Raw genomic sequence first — 17,089 nt, 5'->3', positions numbered from 1 at the left:
TGATGACATGAAAAGGCGGAAGAAACATCCGCCGGACTATATTGCACCGTCAGCACGGCAGTTCAATGACGGATATCACTCCGACGAGAGCAGCAGGCAGGCTCGCCCGGCGCTTTCGACGATGGCGGCAGCCTTCCTGTTGAAGGTCGCGAATACTTCGCCGCCAAGCCTGCGGCCTTCCAAGACGATGACGCCATCGGCGAAATCCCCGCCGGCATCGAGGAAGGACAATCCAGCCTCGACAGCTGCTCTATCGTAGACGACCTTCCTGTCGGCTATCAACAGCCGGATTGTCGCGGCGATCTCGGCGGCGCTTTTGCGATAAATCCGACCGACGACCCAAACGAACTCGCAGAACGTCAAGTTGGAGACGAACAGCTGCTCAGCCTCGCGCATCAACATCCTTGCACGTTCCGTTTGCTTCGGATCGTCATCCACGGCCGCCCGCACGAGCACATTCGTATCAACGATCATCAGCGACGCCGACCTCGCCAGCCCCGCCCGCCTTTATGGCCTCATCGATCTCCTTGAGCGTCGCATGGACATTGCCCTTGTTCTCGATACTTCCGAAGAAACTCTCGATGGAGCCGCTGGCCGGCTGCGTTTTGACCGCAACGACCTCAAGCTTGCCACCAGGCAGGAGATCGACATCGATCTTGTCGCCGGGCCTAATCCCGAGGTGCCGAAGCACTTCTTTTCTCAAGGTGACCTGTCCTTTTGCCGTCACTGTCAGGGTTGTCATGTCAGCTCTATCCTTTCCGCCAAAGGTAAGGCTAAACCGCCTTACCTTCAAGCCGGCCGGCCTTGCTTTTTCGATTCGTGCCGCAAACCCTTGACCCGAGCCGGCCATTCCCGCATAGGCAGGGCAAAGTTTACCACTAGATATGGATCAAGCCATGGGCTTCAAATGCGGCATCGTCGGTCTGCCGAACGTCGGCAAATCGACCCTCTTCAACGCGCTCACCAAGACGGCGGCCGCGCAGGCGGCGAACTACCCCTTCTGCACCATCGAGCCGAACACCGGCGAAGTCGCGGTGCCCGATCCGCGCATGCGCAAACTTGCCGACATCGCGAAGTCCAAGGAACTGATCCCGACCCGCATCTCCTTCGTCGATATCGCCGGCCTCGTCCGCGGCGCCTCGAAGGGCGAAGGCCTCGGCAACCAGTTCCTCGCCAATATCCGCGAAGTCGACGCCATCGTGCACGTGTTGCGTTGTTTCGAGGACAGCGACATCACCCATGTCGAGGGCCGCATCAATCCTGTCGCCGATGCCGAGACGATCGAGACCGAACTGATGCTCGCCGATCTCGAGAGCCTGGAGCGCCGCACTGAGCAGACGCGCAAGCGCGCCACCGGCAAGGACAAGGAGTCGATGGCGATGCTGCCGATCATGGAAGCCTCGCTGAAGCTCTTGAACGAAGGCAAGCCGGTGCGCACGCTGCTGTCGAAGCTCGATGCCGAGGAGATCGCCATCCTCAAGGGGCTCAACCTTCTCACCTCGCATCCGGTGCTCTACGTCTGCAACGTCGCCGAAGGCGATGCCTTGACGGGCAACGAATTCACCGCCGCCGTCGCCGCCATGGCGAAGGAGCAGGGTGCCGAAACCGTCATCATCTCGGCGGCGATCGAAGCTGAGGTGGCGCAGCTTGCCGAAGAGGAAGCCAAGGAATTCCTCTCTGCCCTCGGCCTTGACGAGGCGGGCCTCGACCGGCTGATTCGCGCCGGCTACAAGCTGCTCGACCTCATCACCTATTTCACCGTCGGCCCGAAGGAAACGCGCGCCTGGACGATCGAGCGCGGCACCAAGGCGCCGCAAGCCGCCGGCGTCATCCACTCGGATTTCGAACGCGGCTTCATCCGCGCCAACACCATCGCCTACGACGATTACATCAAGTACAATGGCGAAGTTGGCGCCAAGGATGCCGGCAAGGCGCGCGACGAAGGCAAGGAATACGTCGTCCAGGACGGCGACGTCATCCACTTCCGTTTCAACACCTGATGAAATCGTTGCCGCGTTAACCGGGCGGCAGCCTGTTTGCGATTGCCGGCGGCAGTGCCCTGAGCACCAGCCGCCGAAGCGGCATCCAGCCTGTTCCGATAATGAGCACGATCGCGCCGACGACGATCAGCGTCGTGAAGATGTAGGTGTCGACAGTCGCATTTCCCTTCCGAACGACGCTGAAGATCGCAAAGCCGAGGGACAGCAGCCCCGACGTGACGAAGGCGCGACGATCGATGACGAGGCCGATCAGCATCAGCGCCGCCACGGTCGCGACGACCACGGGAGTCCGGGCCGACATGTTCGCCAGGTCGAAGATCCTGCCGCTTTCCCCGAACGACAGTAGGGAGACGGCACTGTAGAGCAGCGCCGGCGCCGCGCCAAGATGCAGCCAAAAGGCGATATCCGAACGCGTCGTCCGCCGCAGCCGGTCGCCGAGATCGAAATAAAGCGCCGTCGCGAACAGGCCGAGCGCGCACACGAAAGCGACCGCGGCCAGCACACCAAGATGATCGACAAAAAACGCGGGATTGCCGCTGAGACCTTGCACCAGTCGCAAAAGCAGCGTGAGCACCAAAGCAAGCGTCGATATGATGGTGAGCGCCAACGACAACGGCACGCGATAGCGGACATAATAGACGCCGAGCAGGATCGGAAAGCCGGCGACGAACTGCGTCAGATCCGCCCCGATTTCGGAGGTCCACGGCGTGAAGACGCGGGACATCATCAAAAATGTCCAGCAGAACAGTGCGATCGTCAGGCTGACAGCCGGCAAAGCGAGCCGCTGGCGCCGCACCAGGATTTCCGAAAGCACGATGATGGCAACCGGCACGGCGTAAAGTGGCGCCAGCCCCCAGAGGCCGGCGACCGCGACAATTACGCCGATGGTGATCAGCACGTCGTGAAAGCCGCGCACGAAGCGCGGCGTCTCGGTATCCGACCATGTTTGCTGCGGTTCGGCTGTTGTTGTCACCGGCGCTTCGGCAACGGCAACGCCGCGCTCGATGAGAAACGGCAGAAGACGCCCACCCGCTTCCGGCGAAATTAGCCCCTCGCGCGCCGCTTCGTCGAGTATCGACCTCAGTTCAGTCATGCCGGTTTCTCCCCGGAATCATTGAGCCCGCGCGGATGCTATTGTAAGCATTATGCGCTGCATATGGCGGAGGAGAAAATGCCGGCAGAAAAGCTGTCTTTCGAAGATTTCGAGCCCGGACACCGTTTCCCCCTCGGTCCCAAGCTGGTGCTCGCCGCAGAAATCATCGAGTTCGCCAGAGAATTCGACCCGCAGCCGATGCATCTCGACGAGGCTGCCGGCCGCGCCAGCATCCTCGGCGGACTTGCCGCTTCCGGCTGGCATACCTCAGCAATGCTCATGCGCATGATGGCCGACAGCTATATATTGAACGCCCTCTGCGAGGGGGCGCCGGGCATCGATCTGATGGAATGGCGAAAGCCGGTGCTCGCGGGCGATACGCTGCAGGGCCATTCGAGCGTACTCGAAACGCGGCCGATGCGCTCGCGCCCCGGCATGGGCATCGTCAAATTCCGCCACGTGCTGGAAAACCAGCGCGGCGAACTCGTCTGCCTTTCGGAGAATTCGGTCATGATCCGCATGCGCCCCCCGCGGGACGCCGATATGAACCCGGAGCTGCCGGCATGAGAATGTCCGAACTTTATCCTTTCGGCGCGAAGGCCGAAATCGGCAGCTATGCCTTCACCGAGGAAGACATCATCCGCTTTGCCGGACGCTACGATCCGCAGCGTTTTCATATCGACAAGGAAGCGGCGAAAGACACCCTTTTCGGCGGCCTCTGCGCCTCGGGCTGGCATACCACGGCCGCCTGGATGCGGACCTTCCTCGCCTTCTGGAAAAAGCAAAGCATCGCGCTTAGGGAAAGAGGCCTGACGGCACCGAACCTCGGCCCTTCGCCCGGTTTTCAGAAGCTACAATGGCTGCGGCCCGTCTTTGCAGGCGACGTCGTGAGCTATTCCGTCGCCCTTCTCTCCAGCCGGCCGCTTGCGTCGCGGCCGGGGTGGCACCTCAACACCATTCTCTGCGAAGGCGTCAATCAGAACGGCGATCCGGTGATGCGCTTCGAAAGCGGTGTGCTGGAGTACGACTGACCCCGTCGCAACAGGGGTCAGTGTCCAGTGAATTCGACCAGCGTGTGCACCACGACGCCGAGTTCTTCCAGCTTCCTGCGACCGCCAAGATCGGGCAGGTCGATGACGAAGCAGGCACCGACCACTTCCGCGCCCATTTGGCGCAGAAGCTGCGTCGCCCCCACGGCCGTGCCGCCGGTGGCGATGAGATCGTCGACCAGGATCACCTTCTCCCCAGGCTCGACCGCATCACGATGCATCTCCATCTCGTCGACGCCATATTCCAGGCTGTAGGCGATCCGCACGGTGTCATGCGGCAGCTTGCCCTTCTTGCGGATCGGCACGAAGCCCGAGGAAAGCTGGTGCGCCACCGCACCGCCGAGGATGAAGCCGCGAGCCTCCATGCCGGCGATCTTGTCGATCTTCAGGCCCGCATAAGGCTGCACGAGTTCGTCGACCGCGCGGCGGAAAGCGCGGGGATTGCCGAGCAGCGTGGTGATGTCGCGGAAAATGATGCCGGGCTTGGGATAGTCAGGAATGGAGCGGATGCTGGCGGCAAGCTCCGAAAGCATATTGTTCATGGAAAGTCCGTATCTGCGAGCGCATAAAACCGGCTGCACCCTATCAATTGCCGGGGGTGGAACCAACAAAAAAGGCGGCTCGCAAGCCGCCTTTCGAATTCGGACACGGAACGCTCAATGTTCCTTGTTGGCGTAAACCGAGCGCTTTGTCAGGTAGATCAGCACCGTAAAGATCGCCAGGAACACCATGACCATGAAGCCGGTGCGCTTGCGCTCCTCGAGATGCGGTTCAGCGGCCCACATCAGAAAAGCGGAAACGTCCTTGGCGTACTGATCGACAGTCGCCGGCGCGCCGTCGTCATACGTTACCTGGCCGTCGGAAAGCGGCTTCGGCATAGCGAGAACGGCGGCAGCATGGAAATACGGGTTATAATGCGCGCCCTGAGCCACCTGGAAGCCGGATGGCGGCTCTTCATAGCCGGTCAGCAGCGAGTAGATGTAGTCCGGGCCGCTTTCCTGATACTGCGTAAAGATGTCAAAGACGAATTGCGGGAAGCCGCGCTCGACCTCACGGGCCTTGGCGATCAGCGAAAAATCAGGCGGAGCCGCACCGTTGTTGGACGCAGCCGCCGCTTCAGCATTGGCGAAGGGCGATGGGAAATGATCCGAAGGGACTGCCTTGCGGGTGAACATTTCGCCGGCCGAGTCCGGCCCGTCCTGAACTTCGTAATTGGCAGCGAATGCCTTCACCTGTGCCTCGGAATAACCGAGTTCGTCGAGCGTGCGGAAAGGCACGAGGCTCATCGAATGGCAGGCAGAACAGACTTCCGTGTAAACCTTGAGACCGCGCTGGAGCTGAGCCTTGTCGTAGTGGCCGAAGGGGCCTGCAAAGCTCCATTCCTGCTCCTTTGGCTCCTTTAGCGGATAGTGCGGCGTCGCGCCTTCCTCGTGATGCGCGGGAGCTGCACCATTCGCGGGCGTCGCTTCCTCTGCGAAAGCGGCACTGCCAAGGAGAGCGGCGACGGCAAGCGGCAGAATGCTTGCAACAAGCGTTTTCATAGTTCTATTCCCTTCCGTCGCTCGCTTACGCATTGGCCGCCGCGGCGGCGCCAGTGGTCTTGTTGCGCTTTTCAAGCACCGCTTCAGTGATCGAGTTCGGGATGCGGCGCGGCGTTTCCACCAGACCCAGAACTGGCATCGCGACCAGGAAGAAGGCGAAGTAGAGAAGCGTGCAGATCTGCGACACGATGACGTAGCTGCCTTCCGCAGGCTGCGAACCGAGCCAGCCGAGGATGATCGCGTTGAGCACGAACAGCCAGAAGAACAGCTTGTACCAGGGACGATAGACCGCCGAACGGACCTTCGAGGTGTCAAGCCACGGCAGGAAGAAGAGCACGATGATTGCGCCGAACATCACGAGCACGCCACCGAGTTTGGAGTCGATCGGGCCGATGTTGAAGGTGATCGAACGCAGCATCGCGTAGAACGGCAGGAAGTACCATTCGGGAACGATGTGGGCGGGCGTCTTCAACGGATCGGCCGGGATGTAGTTATCGGCGTGACCGAGGAAGTTCGGCAGGTAGAAGACGAAATAGGCGTAAACGAGCAGAAAGACGGAGACGCCGAGGGCGTCCTTCATCGTCGCATAGGGCGTGAAACGCACCGTGTCCGTCTTCGTCTTGACCTCGACGCCGGTCGGGTTCGTCTGGCCGGTCACATGCAGCGCCCAGATATGCAGGACGACGACGCCTGCAATCATGAAAGGCAGCAGGTAATGCAGCGAGAAGAAACGGTTCAGCGTCGGCTGATCGACGGCAAAGCCGCCCAGCAGGAACTGCTGCACCCATTCGCCGACCAGCGGGAAGGCCGAAAAGAAGCCAGTAATGACGGTCGCGCCCCAGAAGGACATCTGCCCCCAGGGCAGGACGTAGCCCATGAAGCCCGTCGCCATCATCAGCAGGTAGATGACCACGCCCAGGATCCAGAGGATTTCGCGCGGTGCCTTGTAAGAGCCATAGTAGAGGCCCCGGGCAATGTGCAGATAGACGGCGACGAAGAAGAAGGATGCGCCGTTGGCATGCAGGTAGCGCAGCAGCCACCCGTGGTTTACGTCGCGCATGATCTTTTCAACGGAGTTGAAAGCGATCGTCGTGTCGGCGGCGTAGTGCATGGCGAGCACGACACCCGTCAGGATCTGCACGATCAGCATCACGGAAAGCATCGCGCCGAAGGTATAGGCGTAGTTCAGGTTTCTGGGAACCGGATATGCCACGAAGCTGTCATAGACCATGCGCGGCAGAGGCAGGCGCGCATCGACCCATTTTTCGAAGCCGGTTGATGGTTCGTAGCTGGAATGGCCACTCATAAATCAGTCTCCCCTCAACCGATCTTGATTTTGGTATCGGACACAAATGAAAAGGTCGGAATCGCCAGGTTCTGCGGCGCAGGGCCTTTGCGAATGCGGCCGGCCGTGTCGTAGACCGAGCCATGGCAGGGACAGAACCAACCATTGTACTCACCGGCCTGACCGAGCGGAACGCAACCGAGATGGGTGCAGGTGCCGATCATGACGATCCAGTTTTCCTTGTCCTTGCCACCCGAACGGTCAACACCGGTTGCCTGCGCTTCAGGTGGAAGGTTTGCGTTGCGCGCGATCGGATCCTTGAGATCCGCCAGCGGAACATCAGCTGCCGCTTTCACTTCCTCCGGTGTGCGGTTGCGGATAAAGATCGGCTTGCCGCGCCACTTGACCGTCAGCGACATGCCGGGCTCAAGGCTCGCGACATCGACTTCGATGGAGGCAAGCGCCAGCGTCGATGCATCCGGACGCATCTGGTCGATGAACGGCCATGCGACAGCAACGGCGCCGACAGCGCCCGCCATACCAGTGGTGAGATAAAGGAAATCACGGCGAGTGGGCTCTGCTGAAGCCTCGCTTGTCGTTACGTGTTCGCTCACGGCTTAACCATCCTCTGCGCAATTATCGCGGAATTCCGCCCCGCCCCCTCTGCTGACGAATCGATCTGGACACATTTCGGCCATAGATTCCCCGGCAATCCGGCGCGTTCTAAGCTTGATCGCAAATTATGTCCAGCCTTGGCAAGGGGATGAGGGCACAATGTCGCGGGAAATTTCAGATGAATTTTTTACGGCAAACACCCGCTTGCCCTTATGTTGCATTGCAACACAAAAGCCACCGTGTTAGGCGCAACCGCAACGATGCCAGCCAGCCGGACCCGAGCGGATGAGAGACACGATCTTTTGCGTAATGAGCGTTCTCACAACCCTCGTTCTCGCTATCATCTCACTGCGCTATGCCAAAGATTTCTATCTGCTTTCTCTTTTTTATAGCTTCCAGATCCATCTGGCAGCGGCCGCAGCAGTGGCCTCCGGCATAGCCCTCCTCTTCAAGCGCCATTGGTACGCGCTGCTGACACTTGGCGCATCGATGGTTCTCGCCGTCCACGGCATCGTGATGGCGCGTGAATTCGTCGAGCCTGAGGTAGACGAGAGCCGCCCTGCTCTCTTCAAGCTGATGTCCTTCAATATAGAGAATGACAATTTCGCAAACGGCGCTGATATCGCCGACATGGCGATCGGATCCGGCGCCGACGTCGTCAACATCCTCGAGGCCGAACCGGTATTGTCCGAATTGCCGCGACTGCTGAAGACATACCCCTATTACGTCGGCTGCGGCGTCGGCATGGAGCAATGCGATACGCTCGTCCTGTCGAAGCGCCCGCTGATCGAACCTCGCATCCGCAGCCTCGGCCTGCTGTGGCGCAACCGGCTGACGATCTCGACGATCGATTTCGACGGCCAGAAGGTCAACTTGCTCGCCGCGCACCTGACCAAACCTTATTATGACGAATTCCACGGCCTGGAAGTCGAAGATCTCGCCGAGATTATCTCTTCGCTGCCGGGACCGCTCGTGCTTGCTGGTGATTTCAATACGTCGATTCTGGCGCCGGATGTGCAGTATCTCATGCGCAGCCAAGGCTTGGGCACCGCATCGCTGGAGCCTGCGACATGGCCGATCGCCGCCGGCCCGCTCGGCATTTCGATCGATCACGTCTTCAGCAAAGCGCCCCTGCGGCTGAAATCGGTCCGCCGCATCGAGAACAGTTTCGGATCAAACCATTTTGGCCTCATGGCGGAATTCGTCCTCGATCCTTGAGCCTGCATCCTCGTCGGACGCGAGAAATCCGCCGGACTGGCGTGCCCAGAGTTCCGCATAGAGCCCGCCGCGGCGAAGCAGCTCGTCGTGGCTGCCCTCCTCGATAATCCGGCCAAGGTCGACGACGATCAGCCGGTCGAGCGCGGCGATCGTCGAAAGCCGGTGGGCGATTGCGAGCACTGTCTTTCCCTCCATGATCCGATGGAGATTGGACTGGATCGCTTCCTCCACTTCCGAATCGAGCGCCGACGTCGCTTCGTCGAGAACCAGGATCGGCGCGTCCTTCAGCATGACTCGCGCGATGGCGATGCGCTGCCGCTGCCCGCCCGATAGTTTGACGCCGCGTTCGCCGACATGCGCATCGAAACCTCTACGGCCCTGCTGATCCTGCAGGCGCGCAATGAAGTCCACAGCTTCGGCGCGTCGGGCCGCGTCGACCAGCCGCTCCTCGCCGGCATCCGGTCGTCCGAACAGGATATTGTCGCGCACGGAACGGTGCAGCAGCGACGTATCCTGGCTGACGACGCCGATCTGCATCCGCAGCGATTCCTGGGTCACGGCCGATATATCCTGACCGTCGACCAAGATGTGGCCGTCCTGGATGTCATAGAGGCGCAGCAGCAGATTCATCAGCGTTGATTTGCCGGCGCCCGAACGCCCGACGATCCCGACCTTCTCGCCCGGGCGGATGGTCAGGGAGAAATTCTCGACGACGGGCTGCTGACCCTTGCCGTAGCGGAAGGAGACATTGTCAAAGCGGACGCCGGGCTGGCGGATCACCAGGCTCTTCGCATCCGGCCGATCGACGAGCCCGAGCGGCTGCGAAATCAGTTCGGCGGCGTTCTGAATGGTGCCGAGATTGCGCATGATGCCGTTGAACTGCGTCATCAGCCTGCCGAGCAGGAAATTCAGCCGGAGCACCAGCGCCAGCGAGAACGCCACCGCGCCCGAGCTGACGAGGCCGCGCAGCCAGAGATCGACGCTCAAGCCCGCCATCGTCACGATCATCAGGCCGGAGAGCAGCGCCATGGAGGCCCTCACACCGGTAATGAACCGCGTGAAGCGCATCACCGTGTCCTGATAGATATCGAAACCTTGGCGCATGTAGCGGTCGCTCTCTTCATCGCGCGCGAACAGCTTCAGCGTCTGCATATTGCTATAGGCGTCGACCATCCGGCCGTTCAGCATCGATCCGGCCTCCGCCGTTTCGCGCGAGTGATGGCGGATCCGTGGGACGAAGTGGCGGGCAAGCAGGCTGAAGGCGCCAAGCCAGAACAGCACGACGGCGGCGAGCGTAAAGTCCAGCCTGGCGACGAGCACCAGCGTCGTTACCGCATAAATTCCGACAAACCAGACGCTTTCCATCAACGAGGTGACGAGATCCCCGGTTGCCTGGCCGGCCGACCAGACCTTGGTGACGATACGCCCGGAGAAATCGCTCTGAAAGAACGACAATGATTGCCTTGAGACATGGAGATAAGATTGCCAACGTGCTAGATTGTAGAAGCCCGGCGTGATCACCTGCTGATCGACGAGGGCAATCAGGAAGGCAACGACGAAGCGCACGAGCCCGATGAGAGCGAGCATGCCGAACAGCTCGCCGCCATGGGCCGCGATAAGACCGCTCCAGCCGGCGCCGGGCGCAATACTAGCGAGAATATCGACGAGGCGTCCGACGAACCAGAAGAGTGCGGCCTCGATTGCCGCCGACGTGCCGCCGAGAATGAGCATGGCGATGAACGGCATCTTCGCCTGGCCGATGTAGAACCAGATGAAACCGAGCGTAGCGCGCGGCGGCTGCAAGTCGTCGCGCCGGCGGAACGGATCGATCCAGGTTTCAAACAGGCGGAAGAGGGGTCGCAGAAACATGCAAGCGATATAGGCGGATTGAGGGGAGTGGCAAAGGGAATGAAAAGCGGACGCAACCTTATATTTTGGTAATAGACGATAACATCGGCGGCATCGCCATTGATTGCCCCCGAACCCGTCACAATCTGACGATAGGATCGCGCTTAACCGGAGAGACGTCATGGAAACGAAAATGCTCGATGCGCATATTCCGCTTCCGCTTGCAGAAAGGTTGGATGCCCTGGCTCTCGACCTGGCGTTGCCGCGCGACGAGATCGTCATCGAGGCTATCGCCGCCTGGCTCGACAGCGAGGAGCGCCGCCGCATCGTGGCGCTGCGCACGATCGCGGCCGCCAACAGCATCGTCGTCGTCGGACATGACCGCGTGATCGACTGGGCCGACAGTCTTTGAAAAGAACGCCGGCACGAGCGCATCCGGTCTTCGACAATCGTCTCGCGAGCACAAATCATCGAAATCATGAAAATGCCCTCCCCGCTCACGCCGGGAGGGTCGATTCTTATTCCGCGGCCTCTTCCGCCTCTTCGGCATGATCGGAGAGGAAGCCGCCGGACTGGCGGTTCCAGAGGTCGGCGTAGATGCCGCCGCTTCCGATCAGTTCGGCGTGCGAACCGGCCTCGACGATCCGCCCCTTGTCGAGCACGATCAGCCGGTCCATCTCCGTCAGCGTCGAAAGCCGGTGGGCGATCGCGATCACCGTCTTGCCCTCCATCAGGGCGAAGAGGTTTTCTTGGATCGCCGCCTCGACTTCGGAATCGAGTGCCGAGGTTGCCTCGTCGAGCACGAGGATCGGCGCATCCTTTAGGAAGACGCGGGCGATCGCGATCCGCTGCCGCTGACCACCTGAGAGCTTGACGCCGCGCTCGCCGACCTGCGCGTCGAGCCCCTGGCGGCCCTGCATGTCAACGAGCCCTTCGATGAACTCCCAGGCATTGGCGCGTTTGGCCGCTTCGATCACTTCGGCGTCGGTGGCCTCCGGCCGGCCATAGGCGATGTTGTCGCGGATCGAACGGTGCAGCAGCGAGGTGTCCTGCGTCACCACGCCGATCAGCGAACGCAGGCTCTCCTGCGAGACGCCTGATATATCCTGCCCGTCGATCGTGATGCGGCCGGCCTCCAGGTCATAGAAGCGCAGCAGCAGGTTCATCAGCGTCGTCTTGCCGGCGCCGGAACGACCGACCAGACCCACCTTCTCGCCTGCCTTGATGTCAAGCGACAGATTGTCGATGACACCCTTGCCCTTGCCATAGTGGAAGCGAATGCGATCGTAATGGATCGCCCCCTTCTTGGCCGTCATTGCGGGCGCATTCGGCTGGTCGATGATGTCGTGCTGCTTGCTCATCATCTCCATGCCGTCATAGACCGTGCCGATATTCTCGAACAGCGCCGAGACTTCCCACATGATCCACTGCGACATGCCGTTGACGCGCATGGCAAGACCGATGGCGATGGCGATCGCTCCGACCGAGATCGCCCCGTTCAGCCAAAACCAGATCGACAGGCCCGAGACGACAAAGAGCGCGACGCAGTTGTTCAGGTAGACGCTGATATGGAACAGCGTCACCTTTCGCATCTGCTTGTGCACGGTCTGCAGGAACTCGTCCATGCCCTGTTTGGCATAGATCTCCTCGCGTCCCGCATGCGAGAACAGCTTGACGGTTGCGATGTTCGTATAGCTGTCGACCACGCGGCCCGTCATCATCGAGCGCGCATCCGCCTGCTGGGCCGCGATCTTGCGAAGCCGGGGCACGAAGTAAGAGACGATGCTGACATAGACTGCGAGCCAGATGAGAATCGGGATCATCAGCCGCCAGTCGGCCGCGGCAATCACGATGATCATCGTCAGGAAATAGCTGACGACATAGACGAAGACGTCGAGGATCTTCATCACCGTTTCGCGCACCGCAAGCGAGGTCTGCATCACCTTGGTCGCGACACGCCCGGCAAACTCGTTGGCGAAGAAGGTCATGCTGTGGCGCAGCAGGAAGCGGTGCATCTGCCAGCGCGCCATCATCGGATAATTGCCGAGCAGCATCTGGTGCATGATGAGGGAATCGAGCCCTGCCGCCAGCGGCAAGCCGACCAGCACCAGAGCCGCCATCCAGAACAGCTTGTGGCCTTCCGTCTGCAGGAAGGTGGCGCGATCGGCATTGGTCAGCCAGTCGACGATGTCGCCAAGGAACTGGAAGAGCGCCACTTCGCCGATGGCGATCAGCGACGTCAGCACTGCCATCAGGCCGAGCCACGGCGCTGCCGGCTTGCTGTAATGCCAGCAGAAGGCAAAGAGACCTTTCGGGGGGGCGACGGGCTCCTCGCTCGGAAAGGGATTGAGTCGCTGCTCGAACCAGCCAAACATGAAATTGCTCCGAAACATCACCGTTCCGGCTCCCGGCTTCGCGCCATCCCGGCGCATGCAAGCACATATGGGAACCGGACGTTCAAGGGGCGAGGCTGAAACAGCCGCACAATGGATCAAAAGGGAAGTTTTAGAAAGAAGCCCGCTCTAGCGGTGCCATGTCGCCTTGATCGGCATCACGGCAGGAAAGCGCGAAATGAGCAAAATATTCATGAGGCCCTCCCTGCTGGCGTTCGAAGATGTGCATGCATAACGCGAAAAGTGCGAAACTTCCAGACCTGAACTGGCGCAAATAGCGCGTTTTAGGGCCAAACCGCGTCCTGTTGCGCCGAAATCACAGTTGTATTAGGCCTCCCCGCGTCTAAACGAACAAGCGGCGCATACATGGCGAACCTCAGACTGGCACTCTATCAGCCGGACATTCCCGGCAATACCGGCACGATCCTGCGCCTTGCAGCCTGCCTCGGCTTTGCCGTGGATCTGATCGAGCCCGCCGGCTTCGACGTCTCCGACCGCAACCTGAAACGATCGGGCATGGATTATATCGCCGCCGCGGCGCTGACCCGCCACGTCAGCTGGGACCGCTTCGAGGCCTGGCGCGCCACATCAGGCCGGCGCCTGATTCTCGCCTCGACCAAGGCCGCCGACCGCTACACCGACTTCGCCTTCCGCCCGAATGATGTCCTGCTGTTTGGGCGCGAAAGCGCCGGCGTGCCGGATCACGTGCACGAGAGAGCCGACGCCCGCATCCTCGTTCCGATGGTCGAAGGCCAGCGGTCGATCAATGTCGCAGTCTCGGCGGCCATGATCGTCGGCGAGGCGATGCGCCAAACCGTCTGGGCTTGATCGGCGGCTGTCTGAACGGATTGCCGAATATATCAACAAGTGTCGGAAATCGACATTGTCAATCGATCAAACCGGCGTATATTCATTAGCCGGACAATCAAAACCCCCGCACGATTTTCACAATTTCAATAACTTGGGAAGATTGGCCATCAGGCCGACGCCCTTAGACTGACGAAAGCAGAATAAAACAAGAAAATGGATTCTACGATCATCATGATCAACCTGTTCGGAGCCGTGGCGCTGCTGCTGTTCGGCCTCGCGCAGGTGAAGGACGGCGTGTCCAGGGCCTTCGGCGCCCGGCTGAGAACGGGGCTGGCGACCGGCACGCGCGGCGGCCTTCGCTCATTCCTGTCGGGACTTGTCGCGACCGTCGCGCTGCAGAGCTCGACGGCAACAGCGCTGATGACCGCCTCCTTCGTCGAACGTGATCTGATCAATCCGCGCATGGCCCAGCTCGTCCTGCTCGGCGCCAATGTCGGCACGGCGATCACTGCATGGATCGTCGCGACAGGCATCGAATGGCTCTCACCGCTCCTGATCCTCTCCGGCATCGTGCTTTACCGCGGCCGCTCCAGCACCCGCCAAGGCGGCGGCGCAGCGCTGATCGGGATCGGCCTGATGCTGTTGTCGCTGCATCTCCTGAGCCTTGCGACGGAGCCGATGCGCGCCTCCCCCGCTCTCGCCGCTTTCATCAGTCTGCTGGATGGCGCTCTGCCCGTGGCGCTCCTTTTCTCGGCAGCGCTCGCCTTCGTCTCATCGTCCAGTCTGGCTGTGGTGGTGCTCATCCTGTCGCTCGCCTCGGCCGGCCTGATCTCTGCCGAACTCGTCATCGTGCTCGTGCTCGGCGCCAATCTCGGCGGCGCGATACCGCCCGTCGTCGCGACGATGTCCGGGCCGGTTTCGGCGCGACGCGTCACGTTCGGCAATCTCGCCGTCCGTGCGCTCGGCTGCATCATCGCCCTGCCGCTCGCGGGCTACGGCGCGGAATTCATTCAGGTGCTGCCCTTCGGACCGTCAAAGCTCCCAGTCGATGCGCATCTGCTTTTCAATGTTCTGCTCGCCGCCCTCGCCTGGCCCTTTTCGAGGCCGCTCGCCACGCTGATGACCCGACTGGTTCCGGATCAGGCCGAGCCGGACACGGCTCCGAAATATCTGGACGCCCATGAGCTTTCGACGCCCGTCATTGCTTTGACCAGCGCCACCCGCGAAGTGCTCGGCATCGGCGACATCATCGAGCGCATGCTGATCCGAGTCTCCGAGGCCTTCGAAGGCAATGACTCTTCCAAGCTTTCCGAAATCGCGATCCTCGAAGAGCGTGTCGACAAGCTGCAGCAGGCGGTGAAGGTCTATCTCTCGAAGCTCGGCCGCGAGGGGCTCAGCGACGAGAACGCCCGCCGTTCGATCGTTATCATCGATTATGCCATCAATCTCGAACATATGGGCGATATCATCGAGAAAGGCTTGCTGGAGCAGATATCGAAGAAGATCTCGCTCGGGCTCAGGTTTTCCGACGACGGTCATCAGGAATTGCGTAAGCTGTTCGACCTGACGATCGACAATCTTCGTGTCGCCCAGACGATCTTCGTCACTCGCGATTTCAATCTTGCGCGTCAGATGATGGAGACAAAGGTAGAGGTCCGGCGCATGGAGAAACAGTCGGCCGAACACCACCTGGAGCGCCTGCGTGACGGACGCGCCGACAGTCTGCAGACAAGCTCGCTGCATCTCGATATGCTGCGTGACCTGAAGAGGATCAACGCCCACATCGTCTCGGTGGCGCATCCGATCCTGGATGAAAGCGGCCTTCTGATCGAAAGCCGCGTGCGTGCTGTCGCGGAGTGACGGTCAGTCGGCCGAAGGCAGACGGCGCATGGTGAATTCGATCTGGTCGCCGTCGAGCTGACGCCAGCTTTCGACCTCGGTCCAATAGGCCGCTTTCGGATATTCGTCGAACCATTCGCGCGCCTTGGCGCGGGCATCGAGGAGGCCGAGGCAATATGTCTCACGCACGAAATGGTCTTTCTTGCGGGCAGGATTTTCCGCCCGGTGTCTCGCCATTCTGCGTTTCAGGCCGTCGAAGGACGGAGGTCCTGGAATTTTTGCCATCAACCCTACCTCTGCCGAAAAGATAGTATCGAAACCCTTGCTTTGCGAGTCGAATCTCGATGCCCCGGCCGCAGCCTTGGCGAGAGGCGGCGCCACCTGCTAGATGTGGCGGGCAACAGGGAATGAGCGAGTCGCATCCTGAACGGATGCCGGCCGCGGAGGCGTGACATGGAAAGACCGGAACTGCCGATCGGCTTGCCTGCGGATATCGAAGAGAAGAAGGCGGCCGCCCGCAACTGGTTCGAAGGACTGCGCGATACGATCTGCGCCTCCTTCGAAGCCCTCGAAGACGAACTGCAAGGCCCCTTGTCCGATCAGGAGCCCGGCCGCTTCGTCGCCAAGGACTGGTCGCGTGAAGAAGGCGCCGGCGGCGGTGGCCGCATGTCGATGATGGAAGGCCGCGTGTTCGAGAAGGTCGGCGTCCACACCTCTACCGTTCACGGCGAATTCTCACCGGACTTTCGCACCCAGATACCGGGTGCCAAGGACGATCCGCGTTTCTGGGCCTCGGGCATTTCGCTGATCGCTCATCCCGTCAACCCCAATGTTCCCACGGTGCATATGAACACCCGCATGGTGGTCACAACAAGCCGCTGGTTCGGCGGCGGCGCCGATCTGACGCCGGTGCTGTCGCGCCGCCGCACCCAGGAGGATGAGGACAGCCAGCTCTTCCACAAAGCCATGGAAATCGCCTGCCGAAACCATGCCGTCGCCGATTACGATGCCTACAAGGGCTGGTGCGACGACTATTTTTTCCTCAAGCATCGCAACGAGCCCCGCGGCATCGGCGGCATCTTCTTCGATTGGCTGCATTCGAGCGAAGAAGCCGGCGGCTGGGACGCCGATTTCGCCTTCACGCGCGATGTCGGCAGGGCTTTCGCCATGGTCTATCCGAAGATCGTTCGCTCCAACTTCAACAAGTTGTGGACGGAGGCCGATCGTGACGAACAATTGATCCGCCGGGGCCGCTACGTCGAATTCAATCTGCTGTATGATCGCGGCACGATCTTCGGCCTGAAGACCGGCGGCAACGTCGAATCCATTCTCTCCTCGCTGCCGCCTGTCGTGCGCTGGCCGTGAGACTGTAAAATCTCATCGATTATTCGAACTGAG

At 60.8% G+C, this 17,089-nt stretch carries 18 protein-coding genes; 8 read left to right on the top strand and 10 right to left on the bottom strand.

Features of this window, described 5'->3' with window-relative positions:
* Positions 1–75: 75 nt before the first annotated feature.
* Positions 76–474, bottom strand: a complete 399-nt coding sequence (locus HJB91_RS18250; RefSeq protein WP_221146965.1) for a type II toxin-antitoxin system VapC family toxin — start codon at positions 472–474, stop codon at positions 76–78.
* On the bottom strand, positions 464–742 hold the full coding sequence (locus tag HJB91_RS18245) for an AbrB/MazE/SpoVT family DNA-binding domain-containing protein (protein WP_221146964.1): 279 nt from the start codon (positions 740–742) through the stop codon (positions 464–466). The genes HJB91_RS18250 and HJB91_RS18245 overlap by 11 nt, the downstream gene beginning before the upstream one ends.
* Before the next feature lie 154 nt (positions 743–896).
* Here HJB91_RS18245 and ychF point away from each other — a divergent pair, with 154 nt between their 5' ends.
* Positions 897–2,000, top strand: a complete 1,104-nt coding sequence (ychF, locus tag HJB91_RS18240; RefSeq protein ID WP_221155657.1) for a redox-regulated ATPase YchF — start codon at positions 897–899, stop codon at positions 1,998–2,000.
* Between the two features lie 16 nt (positions 2,001–2,016).
* On the opposite strand, the gene HJB91_RS18235 is transcribed toward ychF, so the two are convergent.
* The gene (locus HJB91_RS18235; RefSeq protein WP_221155650.1) at positions 2,017–3,093 is read right to left on the bottom strand and encodes a hypothetical protein; all 1,077 of its coding nucleotides are present in this window, start codon (positions 3,091–3,093) and stop codon (positions 2,017–2,019) included.
* Between the two features lie 78 nt (positions 3,094–3,171).
* On the opposite strand from HJB91_RS18235, the gene HJB91_RS18230 reads away from it, so the two are divergent.
* Positions 3,172–3,660 carry a MaoC family dehydratase gene (locus HJB91_RS18230; RefSeq protein WP_221155648.1) on the top strand — a complete coding sequence of 163 codons (489 nt, stop codon included), beginning with the start codon at positions 3,172–3,174 and terminating at the stop codon, positions 3,658–3,660.
* Positions 3,657–4,124, top strand: a complete 468-nt coding sequence (locus HJB91_RS18225) for a MaoC family dehydratase (RefSeq protein ID WP_221146962.1) — start codon at positions 3,657–3,659, stop codon at positions 4,122–4,124. The genes HJB91_RS18230 and HJB91_RS18225 overlap by 4 nt, the downstream gene beginning before the upstream one ends.
* A gap of 17 nt (positions 4,125–4,141) precedes the next feature.
* Here the strand turns inward: HJB91_RS18225 and HJB91_RS18220 are convergent, their stop codons facing one another.
* The 4 genes from HJB91_RS18220 to petA form a co-directional block, all read right to left on the bottom strand.
* Positions 4,142–4,684 (bottom strand): adenine phosphoribosyltransferase, encoded by a 543-nt coding sequence (locus HJB91_RS18220; protein ID WP_210630460.1) that lies wholly within the window; start codon positions 4,682–4,684, stop codon positions 4,142–4,144.
* 114 nt (positions 4,685–4,798) lie between these two features.
* Positions 4,799–5,683, bottom strand: a complete 885-nt coding sequence (locus tag HJB91_RS18215) for a cytochrome c1 (protein ID WP_210630459.1) — start codon at positions 5,681–5,683, stop codon at positions 4,799–4,801.
* Positions 5,684–5,708: 25 nt separating this feature from the next.
* Positions 5,709–6,989, bottom strand: coding sequence for a cytochrome b N-terminal domain-containing protein (locus HJB91_RS18210; RefSeq protein WP_085778917.1), 1,281 nt, complete (start codon positions 6,987–6,989; stop codon positions 5,709–5,711).
* Positions 6,990–7,003: 14 nt separating this feature from the next.
* Positions 7,004–7,582, bottom strand: coding sequence for a ubiquinol-cytochrome c reductase iron-sulfur subunit (petA, locus tag HJB91_RS18205; protein ID WP_011426278.1), 579 nt, complete (start codon positions 7,580–7,582; stop codon positions 7,004–7,006).
* Between the two features lie 286 nt (positions 7,583–7,868).
* Here petA and HJB91_RS18200 point away from each other — a divergent pair, with 286 nt between their 5' ends.
* Positions 7,869–8,801: an endonuclease/exonuclease/phosphatase family protein gene (locus tag HJB91_RS18200; protein WP_221155646.1), complete on the top strand. Its 933-nt coding sequence runs from the start codon at positions 7,869–7,871 to the stop codon at positions 8,799–8,801.
* Here the strand turns inward: HJB91_RS18200 and HJB91_RS18195 are convergent.
* A complete protein-coding gene (locus HJB91_RS18195) occupies positions 8,757–10,670 on the bottom strand; it encodes an ABC transporter ATP-binding protein (protein WP_210630457.1) in 1,914 nt (637 codons plus the stop codon). The two genes, HJB91_RS18200 and HJB91_RS18195, sit on opposite strands and share 45 nt — an antisense overlap.
* Before the next feature lie 160 nt (positions 10,671–10,830).
* Between HJB91_RS18195 and HJB91_RS18190 the strand changes: the two genes are divergently transcribed.
* A complete protein-coding gene (locus HJB91_RS18190; RefSeq protein WP_210630456.1) occupies positions 10,831–11,061 on the top strand; it encodes a CopG family transcriptional regulator in 231 nt (76 codons plus the stop codon).
* A gap of 106 nt (positions 11,062–11,167) precedes the next feature.
* Here HJB91_RS18190 and HJB91_RS18185 read toward each other — a convergent pair whose 3' ends face one another.
* Complete coding sequence (locus HJB91_RS18185) at positions 11,168–13,024, bottom strand: ABC transporter ATP-binding protein (RefSeq protein ID WP_221146961.1); 1,857 nt, start codon at positions 13,022–13,024, stop codon at positions 11,168–11,170.
* 384 nt (positions 13,025–13,408) lie between these two features.
* Between HJB91_RS18185 and HJB91_RS18180 the strand changes: the two genes are divergently transcribed.
* Positions 13,409–13,870: a tRNA (cytidine(34)-2'-O)-methyltransferase gene (locus HJB91_RS18180; protein ID WP_221155639.1), complete on the top strand. Its 462-nt coding sequence runs from the start codon at positions 13,409–13,411 to the stop codon at positions 13,868–13,870.
* A gap of 195 nt (positions 13,871–14,065) precedes the next feature.
* Positions 14,066–15,712, top strand: coding sequence for a Na/Pi cotransporter family protein (locus tag HJB91_RS18175; RefSeq protein ID WP_210630453.1), 1,647 nt, complete (start codon positions 14,066–14,068; stop codon positions 15,710–15,712).
* 3 nt (positions 15,713–15,715) lie between these two features.
* On the opposite strand, the gene HJB91_RS18170 is transcribed toward HJB91_RS18175, so the two are convergent.
* The gene (locus HJB91_RS18170) at positions 15,716–15,976 is read right to left on the bottom strand and encodes a hypothetical protein (RefSeq protein ID WP_064804101.1); all 261 of its coding nucleotides are present in this window, start codon (positions 15,974–15,976) and stop codon (positions 15,716–15,718) included.
* A gap of 168 nt (positions 15,977–16,144) precedes the next feature.
* Here HJB91_RS18170 and hemF point away from each other — a divergent pair, with 168 nt between their 5' ends.
* Positions 16,145–17,056, top strand: coding sequence for an oxygen-dependent coproporphyrinogen oxidase (hemF, locus tag HJB91_RS18165; RefSeq protein ID WP_210630452.1), 912 nt, complete (start codon positions 16,145–16,147; stop codon positions 17,054–17,056).
* Positions 17,057–17,089 lie beyond the last annotated feature (33 nt).

It is taken from the genome of Rhizobium sp. NLR10b, assembly GCF_019685435.1.
Taxonomy (GTDB): Bacteria; Pseudomonadota; Alphaproteobacteria; order Rhizobiales; family Rhizobiaceae; genus Rhizobium.
Note: the sequence above shows the minus strand (reverse complement) of the source record. Positions and strands in the feature narration are given on the sequence as shown.